This is a genomic window from Clostridium pacaense, assembly GCF_020709765.2.
Lineage (GTDB): Bacteria > Bacillota > Clostridia > Lachnospirales > Lachnospiraceae > Enterocloster > Enterocloster hominis.
In genome coordinates this window covers 30,896-46,896 of the sequence record NZ_JAJFEB020000019.1, presented here as the reverse complement: position 1 = coordinate 46,896, position 16,001 = coordinate 30,896, and the positions used below count along the sequence as shown (strand labels likewise).

Sequence of the window (16,001 nt, the reverse complement as noted above, 5' to 3'; positions counted from 1 at the left end):
TAAAGTCAAAAAAAGAAAGACGCATGCTCACTGCCTCTTTCTTAGTATTATCCGTCCTGCGGATTTCAATCTGTTTTATTTTGTCCTGTCTGCCAAATCCTTCATTTCGGCTGCATTTTTACGCACTGTATCCGTAATCTCAGCGCCACCCAAAAGCCTGGCCAGCTCCTCTACGGATGCCTGGCGGTCCAGAAGACGGATGGTTGTGAGGGTGCTGCCATTTATGGCAGATTTTGAAATCTCAAAGTGGGCGTCCGCCATGGCTGCTATCTGTGGAAGGTGGGTAATGCAGATGACCTGATGGCTGCCTGCTATATAGGATAGCTTTTCCGATACCTTCTGGGCAGTCCTGCCGCTGATTCCGGTATCAATCTCATCAAAAATCAATGTGGGGATATCATCGGAATCCGCCAGCACGGTCTTGATGGCCAGCATGATCCTCGACAGTTCACCGCCCGAGGCCACGTCCTTTAAGGGCCGCATGGGCTGTCCTGGATTGGTGGAAATGATGAACTGCACCTCATCCCATCCTGATGCGCCAAAATGCTCCAGGCGCTTGAATTCCATGTCAAATTCCACATCCAGGAAGTTCAGGTCGACGAGTCCGTCCCTGATTTTTTTAATAAGGTCCCTGGACGCTTTTTTACGTATCCCTGATAATTGTGCGCAGAATCCTTCTAAATGATTCCTGCATTGTTCTAGTTCCTTCTTGGTCTGTTCCCTGTGATAATCATAATCCTCCAGTTCGTCCAGCCGTTTCCTTTTTTCTTCCAGTTTCTGGTTGATTTTAGAAATGGTTGCGCCGTACTTGGCCTGCAGGTTATGGATTAAATCCAGCCGTTCCTCGGTCTGGCGGAATGTCTCCTCATCAAATTCCATGGAACCCATGTAGGAGGATATTTCCCGCTTTGCATCTTCCAGTATGGAGTCCGCATCATAAAGCTGGTCCCGGATACCGTCAAGGGCATGGTCAAATTCCACCACCTGCTCCACTTCCCTGAGTGCCCGCGACAGCCACTCCCCTTCCACTGCATTATAGGCATCCCCAAGGCTGGCCGCTATCTTCTGGGAATGGGCAAACCTTCTGTAAACAGAAGTCAGTTCCTCTTCCTCGCCTTCCTTCAGCCCGGCCTCCTCAATCTCCTGTATCTCAAAGCGCAGGAAATCAGCTTCACGGATACGGCTTTCGCTGTCCATGTCAAACTCCTCCAGACGCTTAATAAGGGCGCGGTAGGACTGGTATTCCTTTGCAATCTTCTGTTTGACAGGCTGGGTGCTGGCCTTAACATAGGCGTCAAGAATTTCAAGATGTTTTGATTTATATAGCAGGGACTGGTGTTCATGCTGCCCATGGATATCCAGGAGAAGGCCTGTAATCTGGCGGAGCCTGGCCGTGGTGACCGTCTCATCATTGATACGGCTTACGCTTCTGGATGCCATGATCTTGCGCGAGACAATCACGGTTCCATCCTCAGCAGGCTCCACCTCCAGCTCCTTTAAGACCTTAGCCTTATCCTCCCCGGACACAGAGAATACAAGTTCAACATAGGCGTAATCCGCCCCATGGCGGATGCTCTCCCTGGAGGCCTTTCCTCCCAGGGCCATGGTTACGGAGCCGATTATGATGGACTTACCGGCGCCGGTCTCACCCGTGAGTATGTTCAGCCCTTCGCCGAATTCCACATCTGCTTTCTCGATCAGGGCCAGATTCTTTACATGCAGTTCCAGCAGCATCTTGCACCTCCCATTCCTATATATTAATCCTGTACCATCTTCTTAATCTTCTCCATCACAATAATCGTATCATCCACGCTTCGGATTGCGCACATGATGGTGTCATCTCCCGCAATACAGCCCACAATCTCAGTGAAGTGGATGGCATCCAAAGCAGCTGCCACAGCCATGGCCATACCGGATACGGTTTTAATCACCAGGATGTTCTGCGCCATGTCCATGGACATGAAACCATCCTTCAGGATACGGATATATTTGATGGCTGACGTGCCGGCCGGGCTTTCAAGGACCATGTAACGCTGCCTTCCGCTCTCCGACTGCATCTTGGTCAGCTTCAGCTCCCGGATATCCCTGGACACGGTTGCCTGGGTCACGTTGAACCCTGCCTGGTTCAGCTTTTCAGCCAGCTCCTCCTGGGTCTCTATCTCATACTTTCCGATTAGTTCTACAATTTTACTGTGCCTCTCTACTTTCATGTCATATTCTCCCCAAATGATTGCTGAGATTCTGCATAAATGAAACCTGTTTTAATTTAACCATGACCGTCTCCAGCCTGGAACATTCAATGCTGATGCTGTCCCCCGCTGTCAGCTCCACAAAACTGTCCCCGTCAAAGGAAACCACCTGTCCGCTGTTAAGAAGCCGGATTTCAATCTTGTCCTCGGGTGCCAGCACGATGCTCCTGGCATTCAATGAGTGGGAACAGATGGGCGTAAGCACCATCATCCTGGCAGATGGCGCTATGACCGGGCCTCCGGCCGACAGATTATAGGCCGTGGAACCGGTGGGCGTTGCGACCAGCACGCCGTCCGCCGCATATTCGTTGAGATATTCATCATTTACATAGACCGAGTACCGCAGGACTTTTAAGGGGTCCTGCCTTGTCACTGCTATTTCATTGAGCGCGATGTCCTCAAGGACCGGCTTGCCGTCATGGTACGCAATTCCCTTGAGCATCATCCGCTTCTCCAACTGGAAGCGGTCCTCCAATAGCGCGTCCATTACCGGGGCAATGTCCTCCTGGCGGCTGATCTGGTTCAGATAACCCAGGTGTCCCCGGTTTACCCCCACCATGGGGATACATCTTCCAGCCAGATCCCTGGCCGCCTGTATCAGTGTCCCATCCCCTCCGATGGTGATGATGCACTCCGTGTCCCCCGGCACCTGACCGGAATCCGTGTGGGTGCTCTCCCGCCCCTTCTGGTATGGATGGTTCAGCCTGCACGCGGCTCCCTTGGCCTCCAGATACGTCTTGATGAATGCCTGGGCCTCTTTTACATATTCTTTATCCAGATTGGCAATAATATAAAAATGTCTCATGGTTAGGCTCCTGCCGTTTTATGTGTATGCTCTGTCATATCATTGATGCATTGATGCGGATATGTTATTTATCCAGGGATCCATGGGCCTGCTCCACAATCTCCCTGGCATTCACAGGCACCTGGCTGTACAGGACCATTTCCCCGTCCTGCCCCTCAGGGTGGTTCTGAAGGTAAAGCAGATACTCGATATTGCCCTCAGGCCCCTTAATCGGTGAGAATTCCAGGTTCAGCACCTCAAAACCAATGCCCACCGCATACTGGATTACCATGTCAATGACCTCCAGATGCACGCTCTTTTCCCTGACAACCCCCTTCTTGCCAACCTTCTCACGGCCGGCCTCAAACTGCGGCTTAATCAGGCACACAATCTGCCCGTCCTCCGTAAGCAGGTTCTTCACCGGCCCCAGCACCTTGGTCAGGGAGATGAAGGATACGTCAATACTTGCAAACATGATCCTGTCCCCGATATCGCCGGGCAGTACATAGCGGATATTCGTCTTTTCCATACAGACAACCCGCTCGTCATTCCTGAGTTTCCATGCCAGCTGTCCGTGTCCCACGTCCACGCTGTACACCTTAACCGCCCCGTTCTGGAGCATGCAGTCCGTAAATCCCCCGGTGGAGGCTCCCACGTCCATACACACCTTGCCCTCAAGCTCCACGCCAAAATGGCTCATGGCCTTTTCTAACTTCAGGCCGCCCCGGCTTACATACCTGAGCGTGCTTCCCCTGACCTCAATCTGGGCCGCGGTGTCAAAGGAGGTACCGGCTTTATCTTCCTTTTGTCCGTTTACATAGACGATTCCCGACATTATCAGCGCCTTGGCCTTTTCCCTGGACTCCGCCAGGTTCTTCTGTACCATAAGCACATCCAACCGTTCTTTCATTATCCCAGCCATCCTCCTGCCTTCATGCTCCTAATGATGGAATCGCTGTCGATTCCCAGCCCTTCCCTTAATATGGACACATTACCGTGCTCCACATAGGCGTCAGGCAGCGCTACATTCAATACCTTTATATGAGGGAAATGCTCATGGATATAAGCCGTCACCGCCAGCCCATACCCGCCCTGGAGCACATTTTCCTCCAATGTCACAATAAGGCTGTGGTTCCCAGCCAGATGTGCTATCAGTTCCGTGTCAACAGGCTTCACAAACCTGCCATTGGCAAGGGAACAGGAATATCCTTCCTTTTTCAGCTTTTCCCTTACGTGTTCGCCTGTGCTGACCATGCTTCCCACTGCCAGAAGGGCGATGTCCTTTTCCTCGTAAAGCATCTCGCCTTTGCCGTAGGCGATGGGCTGGCGGAATTCCTTCAGTCCCCGGTATGCCTCCCCCCTGGGGTAACGGATGGCCAGAGGGCCGTTATATTCCATGGCAAATTCCAGCATGGCCCGAAGCTCCCACAGGTTCTTGGGGGCCATGACGCTCATGTTGGGGATGCAGGTAAGGTAGGAGTAATCAAAAATCCCCTGGTGGGTCTCCCCGTCGCTGCCTACCAGCCCGGCCCGGTCCACTGCAAAGAGCACGGGCAGGTTCTGGATACAGACATCATGCAGGATCTGGTCAAATCCCCTCTGTAAAAAGGAGGAATAGACCGCCACCACCGGCCTTAACCCTGCCGCCGCCATTCCAGCCGCAGAGGTCACTGCGTGGGCTTCCGCTATGCCTACATCAAAGAAACGATAGGGGAATTTCTTACCAAACGCAGTAAGCCCCGTGCCGTCCGGCATGGCTGCCGTCACCGCCACCAGATTGGGATACTGTTCACCCAGCTGGCAGATTTTCCTTGAAAATACATCCGTATAGGACGGATACTGCTGCTTTGACAAAGGCTTCCCGGTCTCCACGTCAAAGGGTCCCACCCCATGGAACTGGGAAGGATTCTTTTCCGCCGGACGGTAGCCTTTTCCTTTTTTCGTGATTACATGGACCAGCACTGAGTGGTCCAGCTTCTGCGCCTCCCTAAATACCTTGCACATGGCCGGGATATTGTGGCCGTCCACGGGACCAAGATAGGTAATGCCCATGTTCTCAAAAAGCATTCCCGGTATGAACAGCTGCTTGATGCTGTTCTTGGTGCGCTTAATCTTGTCTATCATCACAGAACCCACAACCGGTATCCGGTCAAGGGCATCTGCCACATTCTTCTTTAAGTCATTATATCCGCTGCCTGTACGCAGACCATTTAAGTAGCGGGACATGCCCCCTACATTCTCCGATATGGACATTTTGTTGTCATTGAGGACAATGATGAAATTCCTCTTCATCCTTGCGGCATTATTAAGCGCCTCATAGGCCATGCCGCCCGTAAGCGCCCCGTCACCGATGACGGACACCACCTTATAATCAAGTCCTTTTAAATCCCTGCCAAGGGCAATCCCCAGTCCCGCGGATATGGACGTGGAGCTGTGTCCTGTGTCAAATGAATCATATGGGCTTTCCTTGCGTTTGGGAAAACCGCTTAAACCCCCATACTGCCTGAGTTCATCAAAATCAGCCATCCGCCCGGTCAATATCTTATGGGTATAGGACTGGTGTCCCACATCCCAGATTACCTTGTCCTGCGGCAGGTTGAAGGTAGTATGGAGGGCAATGGTCAGTTCCACCACGCCCAGGTTTGAGGCCAGGTGGCCTCCCGTATGGCTGATTTTCTCTATCAGGAAATCACGTATCTCCTGAGCCAAGGTTTTTAAATCCTCGGGCGGAAGAGCTTTCAGCTCCTCCGGCCCCTTAATCTGTTCCAATATCATATTGATGGTTCTCCAAATAGTTACACCGGCTTACTTCTGCCTGTTAATCAGCACATGGATCAGCTGCTCCAGGAACTCATTGTTGCCTGGAAGTTTATTCAGTTCCTCAATGGCTTCTGCGGATATCTGCTCCACATCCTTCTTTGCCTTGTCCAGGCCCTCCAGCGTCACATAGGTTGTCTTCTTATTCTTCTCATCACTGTTCACCGGCTTGCCGATTACTTCCTCGCTTCCGGTCACATCCAGGATATCATCCTGGATCTGGAACGCCATGCCGATCTTCCTTGCAAGGGATTCCACAATCTTACAGTCCTCATCCGCTGCCCCGCCCAGCACGGCTCCAATCAGCATGGAGGCTTCAATCAGGGCGCCTGTCTTCAGGCGGTAGATGAAATCCAGCTTATCCTTTGGAATCGGGCCTCCTGCCAGCTCCACATCCACAGTCTGTCCGCCGATCATGCCGTACACGCCGGTCTTGCGGGCAAGGATTCCCACGGCTTTGCCAATCCTTGACAGCTCATCCGGGTCAATGCTTGTCTCAAATGCAGACGCCGCTGTCTCAAATGCATACATCATAAGCGCATCGCCTGTGAGCACTCCGATATCTTCTCCGAACTCAGCCCATGTACTTGGCTTGCCCCTGCGCATCATATCGTCGTCCATGCAGGGAAGGTCATCGTGGACCAGGGAAGAGGTGTGGATCATCTCCACTGCCGCCATAAATGGAATCACGGACTCCAGGAGGCAGCCTGTGAACAGACGGCACATCTCCTGCATCAGCATGGGGCGCAGACGCTTCCCGCCGGCCATCATGCTGTAGTTCATGGCTTCCAGAATGGTTTTCTGGTGTCCGGACTCCTCCGGCAGATACGTTTTGATTAACTGTTCAATCTCCGCTGTGCGTGTTTTCAATTCCTGCTTAAATGTTTCCTTGTCATTCATCTTCATCACCCTCGCTCAATATCTGAATTTTCTTTTCCACTTTATCAATCTGGCTGCCCAGGGACTTTACCAGTTTCATTCCCGCTTCATAGCACGTAAACGATTCTTCCAGCGTGATGTCCCCTGCTTCCAGTTTTCTTATGATTTCTTCCAGCCGCACAAAATTTTCCTCTATGCCCGGCTGTTTTTCTTCCTTTGGCTGCATTTTTGCATCCTGCATCTTTGTGTCCTGTTTCTTTGCATCCTGTATCTTTGTGTCCTGTTTCTTTTCTACGTTCTCCTGCGCGTCTGCTTTCCTGCGTGGCATTCCTTACTCCTCACTTCCCGGCAGCCTGACGGCTACGGTCTTTGTTACCTGTGCCTCTATCCGGCCGTCCCTTACACTTATCCCAATCCTGTCCCCTATGCCTGTCTGCTCAATGCTTCTGACAGCCTTTCCCCGCGGATCCGTTACGAATCCGTAGCCGCCGCTGAGCTTTTTTAACGGGGACAATGCATCCAGACGGCCAGCGGCCAGCGCCAGACGGTGCTGTCCGGCTTTCAGGCTGTCCGACATATACATGTCCAGGCGCTGACGCCTGTCCTCCAGACTGCGCCTGTCCTGCTCCAGCTTATCCTTTAACCTGCGTTCCAGAAAACTCTCGATATCAGCCAGACGCTGGCGCCGGTCCACCAGCAGCCGCTCCGGGCTGCGCAGCTTCAGGCGCATCTTTCCCTGCTCCAGACGGAAGTGGAGCCGTTCCAGCTTCCTCTCCATGGAACGGTTTAAAACCTGGCTGTACAGTCTGACCTGCTCCTCAAACTGGCTGTAATCAAACACAGCCAATTCAGCCGCAGCGGACGGCGTGGGCGCCCTAAGGTCCGCCACATAGTCCGCAATGGTCACATCCGTCTCATGTCCGACCGCTGATATCACAGGGGTAGAGCAGTTAAATATGGCCCTGGCCACCATTTCCTCATTAAAAGCCCACAGATCCTCAATGGAACCTCCGCCCCTGCCCACGATGATTACATCAAGTCCCATGGCATCCAGGGTTTCGATTCCTTTTACAATGCTGTACTTTGCTTTCTCACCCTGAACCAGGGCCGGATATAACACCAGCTGCACATAGGGATTCCTTCTTGCGGAAATGTTCATGATATCGCGGATGGCAGCGCCTGTGCTGGCAGTTACGATGCCAACCTTCCTGGCGTATTTGGGAATGGGCTGCTTGTAACAGCCGTCAAACATCCCCATCTCCTCCAGTTCCCCGCGCAGCTTCTCAAAGCGGGCAAAGAGGTCGCCTCTTCCTTCCCTGGTAATCTCCTTTGCATAAAGCTGGTATCTTCCGTCGCGCTCATACACATCCACATTGCCGGTTACCGTGACTTCCTGGCCTTCCTCCAGTTCAAAGGCCAGTCCCTTCCTCTGCCCTGCAAACATGACGGCGGCAATCTGTGAGCCGCCGTCCTTCAGGGTAAAATAAATATGTCCGGATGTGTGGTATTTACAATTAGAGACCTCGCCCTTGATGGAAATCCGGTTCAGTGCGAAGTCCTGTGTAAACATGTTCCTGATATATGCAGTTACCTGTGATACGGTATAAACACTTGCCATACGCTATCCTATGAACCTTGCAAGAATCCCATTGACAAAAGCAGGCGAATCATTGCCGCCAAACTTCTTAGCCAGCTCCACTGCCTCATTGATGGATACCTTCTCCGGGATATTCTCATCATACAGCATCTCAAAAAGGGCCAGACGCAGGATGGTCAGTTCCACCTTGCCCATACGCTTTGTCTTCCATCCAGCCGCCACCTCGTTCAGCTTCGCATCAATCTCCGGTATCTTATCTATTATGTTGACTGTTCTTGCCTGAAGATATTCACTGTCTTCTGATTTTAATTCTACTTTATGCAATACCTGAAGGACACCTTCCGGATCTGTGTCGTATTCTTCCGGGGACTGGAAATACTGGTCCAGCTGGGCCACGGCCTCCTCCTGGGTTGGATAGAAGTCTGCCGAGAACAACATCTTGAAACAGTGCTCCCGCAATTCTCTTCTGGTCATTTTCTCTTCTTGTACCTGAAAAGCTCCTGGGCATGTCCCTGCGCCGGGCGGCGCCTGGTCTGGTTTTATAAATGCTTTCCTTCATGCATCAGGCCTTCCGTACATTTTCCTTTCTTCAATGTTGGTTGGTCCTCCCCCGATAAAGGAAGTTCCGCTGTAGACATTATAGCAAAATCACTGCATAAAAACAATAAAAAATGTATAAAACACTCCCCAGGCAACGCTCCGGGGAGTGTTCTTATCCACATGACTGAGTGCTCCTGGTGGGATGGAGCACTCGTACTTCTTCGGGAAAATCCGGCTACTTACCCTCTTCCATATTAACGCCGGCAATCTTAATGTTTACATCCAGCACGGTCAGGCCTGTCATGTTCTCAATGGCCGCGCTTACCTTATCCTGCACCTGCTCGCTTACAGCCGGAATGTTGTAGCCGTACCGGATGTTCAGGGAAAGGTCCACGGACACATGTTCCTCGGTCACTTCCACCTTCACGCCCTTGCTCAGGTTCTTCATGCCCAGCTTGCCGACCAGCTCATTGGTGATATTGCCTGCCATGGAGTCAACTCCCTCCACCTCTGTGGCCGCCAGTCCGGCAATGATTGCAACTACCTCGTCCGCAATCTGCACCTCGCCAATCTTATCCTTTTCGTATAATTTATGGGTACTGCGATTTTCCTCTGCCATCACAAATAACCTCCTGTTAAGACTTAATTAATTAGTATTATAACAAATCTGCGGAAAGATGTATAGGATTAATTTCCTTAGATATCCAGAACTTGTATCCAGATATTCATACCCTGATGTTTTATGGAATGGTGCGGAATGACCGGGTGAGACCGTCCGGCTTCCCTGGACGCCGGACCTGCCGCTTTTCCCGCCATGTCCGTGAAGTAAAAAACAAGGCCTGCAAAACAGGACTTCCTGTTCTGTAAGCCTTGCCGCAGCTATAGGTTTTGCCGCATTACTGTACTGCCATATTTACCCTGGCAGGTTTACTCCGCCATATTCAACAACGTAATGATGATCTGGTCAGCCCCAACCTCTGCCTTACGCTTCACGATATCTTCAATCTGGGCGCGCTGTGGGTCCGTGATGGACGGGGCGTTGATGACAACGTCCACCTTATCCTGGGTGATGCTGACGACCGGGTCAGAGAAACCTTTTGCCATCAGGAGGGTTTCTGCGGCATTTTCCTTCTCGGAAACCTCGGTAAGTTTAATCATATCCTGGATTGCCTGCTGTTTGGCTGCCTCGTCAATGCTTGTGCTGTTAATGAGGTTCATCAGGGTTTCCTTATTCTTTGCACGTATCTGCTCCCTGCTGAGCTGTACATTTGCTATGTAATCCGCCACACTCATGCCGCTGGTCAGCACTGCCTCACCCGGATTCTCAAGACCGGTCTGGGATGCCCCGTCCTCTGCCTGGGCCAGCTGTCCGGCATCCGTTCCCGTGTCAGCTGCTGCCTGGGTTGCTTCTTCCACATCCCCTGCCTGTGCAAGCTGGTTGGCGTCGGTGCCTGAATCAGCGGCTGCCTGTGCCCCATCCATATCGCTGACAGCATCCAGGTCCGACGGGTCCTGGTCCAGGCTCTGTATCTCCTGAAGCCCTGCCTGGCCATTGAGGGAGGCCGCCTGGTTCTCTGCCAGGATATCTTCATCCGAGATGTCCATGGCTCCCGCCTCATATACCCTGTTTCCATTTGCCAGATCCTTTTTGCCTGCGTAGTTCAGGTACCCTGCTGCTGCAATCATCACGGCCAGTGTGGTGATGATGATCTGGTTCCTGCGGAACAGACGCTTCATGTTCATGTCCTTCATATGCTCTTTTACCTGTTTCATATTCTTGATCTTCATATCCTGCACTCCTTTATTTATTCCACCCTCTTTAATACTTTTATTTTATGTGGGGGAAGGCCAAATAATGCTTCCATTGCCTCAGAAATTTCAGCTTTTACGGTTGGACTGCCTCCGCCCTCCGCGCTGATGATGATTCCGGACAGTTCCGGGCTAAGTTCCTTCTCTATAATGGGGCTGTTCCCGCTTGAGCCGGAGCCGGAACCGGACAGGACCGTGCTTTCCTGTAACTGGTTATTCACCACATCACGGGTGCCTCCGCCGGAATCCTTTTCCTGGGTGGTGCTTGAATTGGTGCTCCGGTCCACATGCACCACCTTTTCGCTGGAGGATTTTAAGACCACCATCACGTCTACCTTCCCCACCCCGTCCACGGATTTCAGGATATTCTTAATCCGGTTCTCCATCTGCGTCTCATAGGAACCCTCTCCCCCTGCCGAGGCCGAGGCAGGGTAAACACTGTCCGGACCAGCCCCGGAGCCGTCCTGGCCCGGTCCATTAAGGGATGCCTGGTCCGCTGCGCCTCCTTGGTCATTTTCCTGTGTATCCCCTGTCCAAAGGGGGACCGCACCCTGGTTCGGGCTGACCTGTCCTGCCTGGCTTTTCTCATCCTTTACGGTACTTTTACTGCCCGGCAGGGGAAATGACAGAATCATGAGAAGTACCCCCACCAGCAGCAACAGAAGCCATTTTTCCTTAGTCATCTTTCCACTGAACTTTGATATGCGATTCTTCCAGCCCATAGTACTGTGCCACCTTTCCTGTTAAATGCTCCAAGCCAGGATTACCGTCCTGCTTCTTTCCCACATCCCCGCCGTCCTTCAAAGCGTCCTCCAAGGCATCCTTTCGACTGTCCTTTTCCTCGTTCTTCCCACCACTTTCACCATCGTCCTCCCCCAGCTCCACAGGCCTGACCTCAATGCTGCCCACATTGCCCGCCTCCACATTCACAGGCCTGCTTACCATGTATTCTTCCTTCCCGCTTTTCTGTTCCTTATCATCCTTTACTTCCATGCGGATTTCTTTCACCTGGCCGTAAGTGCTGCTGTTCCTGTCCCCGTCTATCTGCACCTGTGCGCGGACACAGGTAAGGCCGTCCGCTGCCGCCATGGCAGCCACATCCGCTTCCACTGCATCCTGATACCGACCAAGGATCTGGTCCAGACGTTTTTCATCCATGTTCCACAGACGGCTTTTTAAATCGCTGGCATCGTTATGGAGGGAAATGGACTGGAACATGGAGGAAATCTGTTCATCCAGACGCATTTTCCCTGTAAGCGGACTTACAACCAGGAGGATCAGTACCATCCCGGCAAAAAAGCGGATGTATTTTTCGTATTTTGAATCTGCCAGGAGATTGTTTACCACTGCCAGGAAAATCATGAAGTATATGATATTTTTGACCCATCCGTATACTGCCTGCATTGGCTCCTCCTTCCGGCACGATAGCTATGATGCAAAGTAATTCACATTCGTTGAGGCGCAGGTGATTGCAATGGATATCATGAACAGGAACATGGAATACAGCACAATCTGGATCAGCATTTTATGTCCCTTTGACACCCCTGAGACACAGGATACGATCCGCTTATCACACACGGGCTGCATCACCGCCGCCACACACTGGTACAGGACCATCAGGACCATCAGCTTGATGATGGGAATGACCGTGATGACCGCCAGCACCACCACGGCGGCGGCGCCTATGGTGTTCTTAATCAGGACGCCTGAGCCCAGCACCATCTGCGCCATGGCCCCTGCCCCCTGCCCCAGTCCGGGTATGATTTCTATCAGGCGTTTCATTCCAGCCTGCCCGGCCGCGTCCGCATAGGGCAGGATCATTGCCTGTATCAGATGGAACCCCACCACCAGGCCCGTAAGTGTCTTAAGGCTCCAGCCCACTGCCTGTTCCAACAGCTCGGTCAGCTTGGAAAGCAGGGCCTCCTTCACCACATGGCTGCCCAGCACCATAAGCACATAAATCCGAACCATGGAAAGCAGGACCGTGCTGCACAGCCACTGTATCAGGGTTACCGCTCCCAGCATCCCCTCATAGAGGGCCAGGGCGCTCATGCTGCCCCCGGAAAATGCCACCGACATGAAGTAAGCAGGCATGAGCAGCCGCATGAATTCCAATATCTGATCCAGCACCTGGGCCGCCACCTGGAGGCTGGCCGTAAAGCTGGCGGCCAGGCAGGTAAACAGCAGAAGGTAGGTTACGAAAAAACCTGCATCGGATATCTGCCCGCCTTTAAAAACAGAAGACACATTGGAAAACACGGCTCCGATGATTCCGATTGCAGCCACCTGGAACAGCATGTGACCGCCTTTGCCCACCTCGGAGAACAGGGTATTCCTGATACCTGCCCCCGCTTGTCCCAGGACCCCGCCCAGATTGCCTTTCACCAGCTCTTTCATCAGGTCCCAGAAGGAGAAATCCCCCATGCCTCCCCCCTGCTGTCCCATGACCTCGTCCAAGAACTGCTGCATCCCTTCCATTTCCTGCTGGATTCCAAGCTCCTTTGCCCCACGCATCAGTTCCTCTTCTGAATCACCGCTGTCCGTGGGACTGCCGGACATGTCCGTACCGGCAGCGCTGACTGTTTCATCTGCCGTCCAATAAGTTCTGTCGGCTCCATTCCCCATTCCATAAGCACTGCCCATCCCATCCCCCGCCGCCCACACCGCGCCCGCCCCGGCGCCTGCCAGCAACACGGACAAAGCCAGGACAGCCAGTCCCTTTTTCAGCCATTTCCCCATCCTTTTCATCGCAGAAATGTCTCCAATGTCCCAAACAGCGCCAGAAGTATGGGCATGCTGATTCCCAGGATGGAAAGCTTCCCGAATATCTCTATCTGGTTTCCAAGGGAACCATATCCTGAATCCTTACATATCCCGGAAGCAAATTCCGCCACATACGTTATGCCTATCATCTTAAGCAGGGTCACAAGATATACACTGTTGACCTTTATATAGCCCTGGATCTGTTCCAGTGCATCCAGGATTGCCCTCAGTTTTCCCGTGCCGTAAAAAAAGATGAAAAAACCTGCCGCCATGACCATATAGGCAGCATACTCCCCCTTAATGCCCTTTAACTGCACTGCAAGCAGGACGGTTGCAATGCCGGCCGCCGCAATTGTGATGATTGTCATTCTATCCCCACCTTCCCTGAAACAGGCCAAAGGGCCATTATAATGCAAACAGGTTCTTCATGGTTTCAAACAGGTCATATATGTAAGGAATCATCCAGAACAATACCAGTACAAGCCCTGCAAGGCTTGTGAGGAATGCCTGTTCATCCCTGCCGCTGTGCTTTAATACCTGGCAGATCACGGAAACCAGGATTCCCACTGCCGCTATACGAAATATCAGATTTACACCCATTTGCCGTCTCCTCAACTATTCTTATTCCTTTTCCTTCAGGTATGTCCTAATACATCACAATGACAAGGAACATGCCGCCCATGATACCCAGGCTGGTATACAGCCTGCATTTTTCCCTCTGGTTTGTCCTGAGATACTCAATGGAAATATCCAGCTGTTCCAGGTACAGCTTCAGCGTACGCTCCTGCATGTCCACATCCAGATATCCCAGATGCTCCCCCAGGCCTGCCAGCTGTTCCAAATCCTCCTCTGTAAGAGGAAGCCGTATCTTAGGCGAGGAAAGGGCCTGCACCTCCCTGCGCCATATCTCCTGCAGGGATTCCCCTTCCTGGCGGCAGATTCCCTCCGCCGCAGCGGTAAACAGCTGCCCCAATGGGCCTGTCTCCCGCTTCCCCACACGCTCAAGCGCCTCCGCCAGAGGTGCGTGGCTATATGTAATCTCACCTTTCAGGAAATAAATCATCTGCCGCAGCTTTTCCAACAGCCGGAGCCGTTCCCTCCACTGCCTGGCAGACCATATCCCAAAACCGCCGGCCGAAAAAAGGACCAGCATGCTTCCTATCCACTTCAATGCCATGATGTCCTCCTTCCCGTCATAACCGCTTATAATACCCCTTTATCATATCCTTTTATCACAACCGCCTATCATGATCACTTATCGCAACTTTCCATCACAACCTCTTAGGAACCGTTCCATCCTCATATAGGATGCGGCTCCTGCCATCCCATATACATTGCACATGCCCAGGCCCTTCCCTGCTGTCAAGCAGGATCAGCCGTTCAAATGTCCCCTGTGCCAGAAGTCCCCCCATGGACGGCTTCTGCCTGATATCCTCCAGGGAGCTTCCATGTATGGTTGCGGCCAGTGCACAGCCGCAGTTCCTCACATATTCAATTGCCTCCGCGTCCTGGCGGCTGCCGATTTCATCCACCGCAATCACGCCGGGAGCCATGGTCCTTACCAGCATCATCATGCCCTGGCTTTTCGGACAGCAGTCCAGCACATCCGTACGCATCCCCAAATCATTCTGGGGAACCCCCTGATAACAGGCCGCCAGCTCGGACCGCTCATCCACCACCCCCACGCTGACCCCGGGGACCCTGTCCCCGGAACGCCTCACCCATCCGTCCGAGACCTGCCGTATTATATCCCGCAGCAACGTTGTCTTACCGCACCTGGGCGGCGAGATGACCAGCGTATTCAGGAACCTTCCATCATAAAGAAAATCCATCACACCATCAGCACAGCCTGGAACCTGGTGCGCCACCCTGATATTAATAAAAGAGATGAACTTCATCAGCCGGATATCCTGTCCCTGGACCAAGGTCCTTCCAGCAACCCCAATCCGGTGCCCGCCCTGGATGGTCAGGAACCCCTGGCGGAGTTCCTCCTCTGCCGCATAAAGGGAAAAGCTGCCCATATACTCAACCGTCTCCTTCATCTGGGCCTGGGTTGCCGCCAGGAACATATCCCGGTCCAAATTCCCGGTATCCTGCCTGAGGCTTCCATCCCTGGCCACCAGGAACTCCTGGTTCCCACAGATCATCATAAGCGGCATCCCCGTCCTCAGGCGTATCTCCTGGACCTCCTTAAAATCCACCGGAACCTGTCCCAACACGGACCTCAGTTCCCTTGGAAATAGTTTCAAGATTTCTTCCCTCTTCGCCATCTGTCTCACCCCTTTTACCTCAATATATGAGACATGCCTGAAAATATGACTGTATATTAAAAATGAAAAACCACTTACCCCAAAACACATCCCCATAAAACACCCTCACCCAAAAACAAAAAAGCCCACGTCAGACCAGTTACTCCCCTCATTATAATAAAATAAGTGCAGATGTCAGAGTTAATTACTCTCCAACAACTACACTTTTATGGTACAAAAAAGCTCCAGATAATCCCCTTGATTATCCAGAACCACCTGACACTTACATCTAATACTTACATCTTCTTACATCT

General features: G+C 52.3%; 18 protein-coding genes. All 18 read right to left on the bottom strand.

The annotated features are described in order from the left end of the window. Positions 1-75: 75 nt before the first annotated feature. The 18 genes from recN to spoIIIAA all read right to left on the bottom strand — a co-directional run bounded on the left by recN (position 76) and on the right by spoIIIAA (position 15,708). On the bottom strand, positions 76-1,734 hold the full coding sequence (gene recN, locus LK536_RS52440) for a DNA repair protein RecN (protein ID WP_227796879.1): 1,659 nt from the start codon (positions 1,732-1,734) through the stop codon (positions 76-78). 23 nt (positions 1,735-1,757) lie between these two features. Then, positions 1,758-2,210: an arginine repressor gene (gene argR, locus LK536_RS52435; protein ID WP_008718047.1), complete on the bottom strand. Its 453-nt coding sequence runs from the start codon at positions 2,208-2,210 to the stop codon at positions 1,758-1,760. Between the two features lies 1 nt (position 2,211). Further along, positions 2,212-3,054, bottom strand: a complete 843-nt coding sequence (locus LK536_RS52430) for an NAD(+)/NADH kinase (RefSeq protein WP_130790257.1) — start codon at positions 3,052-3,054, stop codon at positions 2,212-2,214. Between the two features lie 64 nt (positions 3,055-3,118). After that, entirely contained in the window at positions 3,119-3,943 is an 825-nt protein-coding gene (locus tag LK536_RS52425) for a TlyA family RNA methyltransferase (protein WP_040379810.1), read from the bottom strand. Beyond that, a complete protein-coding gene (dxs, locus tag LK536_RS52420) occupies positions 3,943-5,808 on the bottom strand; it encodes a 1-deoxy-D-xylulose-5-phosphate synthase (protein WP_008718055.1) in 1,866 nt (621 codons plus the stop codon). Before dxs ends, LK536_RS52425 begins: the two co-directional genes overlap by 1 nt. A 30-nt stretch (positions 5,809-5,838) precedes the next feature. Next, positions 5,839-6,750, bottom strand: a complete 912-nt coding sequence (locus tag LK536_RS52415) for a polyprenyl synthetase family protein (RefSeq protein WP_130790255.1) — start codon at positions 6,748-6,750, stop codon at positions 5,839-5,841. Beyond that, positions 6,743-7,057 (bottom strand): exodeoxyribonuclease VII small subunit, encoded by a 315-nt coding sequence (gene xseB, locus LK536_RS52410; RefSeq protein WP_008718059.1) that lies wholly within the window; start codon positions 7,055-7,057, stop codon positions 6,743-6,745. The genes LK536_RS52415 and xseB overlap by 8 nt, the downstream gene beginning before the upstream one ends. A gap of 3 nt (positions 7,058-7,060) precedes the next feature. After that, positions 7,061-8,347, bottom strand: coding sequence for an exodeoxyribonuclease VII large subunit (xseA, locus tag LK536_RS52405; RefSeq protein WP_227796880.1), 1,287 nt, complete (start codon positions 8,345-8,347; stop codon positions 7,061-7,063). Positions 8,348-8,350: 3 nt separating this feature from the next. Continuing rightward, on the bottom strand, positions 8,351-8,800 hold the full coding sequence (gene nusB / locus LK536_RS52400) for a transcription antitermination factor NusB (RefSeq protein WP_008718063.1): 450 nt from the start codon (positions 8,798-8,800) through the stop codon (positions 8,351-8,353). Positions 8,801-9,101: 301 nt separating this feature from the next. Beyond that, positions 9,102-9,485 carry an Asp23/Gls24 family envelope stress response protein gene (locus tag LK536_RS52395; protein WP_025486462.1) on the bottom strand — a complete coding sequence of 128 codons (384 nt, stop codon included), beginning with the start codon at positions 9,483-9,485 and terminating at the stop codon, positions 9,102-9,104. A 308-nt stretch (positions 9,486-9,793) separates the two neighbouring features. Continuing rightward, on the bottom strand, positions 9,794-10,654 hold the full coding sequence (locus LK536_RS52390; protein WP_025486461.1) for a SpoIIIAH-like family protein: 861 nt from the start codon (positions 10,652-10,654) through the stop codon (positions 9,794-9,796). A 17-nt stretch (positions 10,655-10,671) separates the two neighbouring features. Next, positions 10,672-11,358 carry a SpoIIIAG-related protein gene (locus LK536_RS52385; RefSeq protein ID WP_506092225.1) on the bottom strand — a complete coding sequence of 229 codons (687 nt, stop codon included), beginning with the start codon at positions 11,356-11,358 and terminating at the stop codon, positions 10,672-10,674. After that, positions 11,351-12,079, bottom strand: a complete 729-nt coding sequence (locus LK536_RS52380) for a stage III sporulation protein AF (protein ID WP_227796882.1) — start codon at positions 12,077-12,079, stop codon at positions 11,351-11,353. Before LK536_RS52380 ends, LK536_RS52385 begins: the two co-directional genes overlap by 8 nt. A 24-nt stretch (positions 12,080-12,103) precedes the next feature. Beyond that, positions 12,104-13,423 (bottom strand): stage III sporulation protein AE, encoded by a 1,320-nt coding sequence (locus tag LK536_RS52375; protein ID WP_227796883.1) that lies wholly within the window; start codon positions 13,421-13,423, stop codon positions 12,104-12,106. After that, positions 13,420-13,806 carry a SpoIIIAC/SpoIIIAD family protein gene (locus tag LK536_RS52370; RefSeq protein ID WP_008718077.1) on the bottom strand — a complete coding sequence of 129 codons (387 nt, stop codon included), beginning with the start codon at positions 13,804-13,806 and terminating at the stop codon, positions 13,420-13,422. Before LK536_RS52370 ends, LK536_RS52375 begins: the two co-directional genes overlap by 4 nt. A gap of 37 nt (positions 13,807-13,843) precedes the next feature. Next, a complete protein-coding gene (gene spoIIIAC, locus LK536_RS52365; protein ID WP_002569682.1) occupies positions 13,844-14,038 on the bottom strand; it encodes a stage III sporulation protein AC in 195 nt (64 codons plus the stop codon). Between the two features lie 46 nt (positions 14,039-14,084). Continuing rightward, positions 14,085-14,615 carry a stage III sporulation protein AB gene (locus LK536_RS52360; RefSeq protein WP_235712256.1) on the bottom strand — a complete coding sequence of 177 codons (531 nt, stop codon included), beginning with the start codon at positions 14,613-14,615 and terminating at the stop codon, positions 14,085-14,087. A 94-nt stretch (positions 14,616-14,709) separates the two neighbouring features. Then, on the bottom strand, positions 14,710-15,708 hold the full coding sequence (gene spoIIIAA, locus LK536_RS52355) for a stage III sporulation protein AA (protein ID WP_227796884.1): 999 nt from the start codon (positions 15,706-15,708) through the stop codon (positions 14,710-14,712). Positions 15,709-16,001 lie beyond the last annotated feature (293 nt).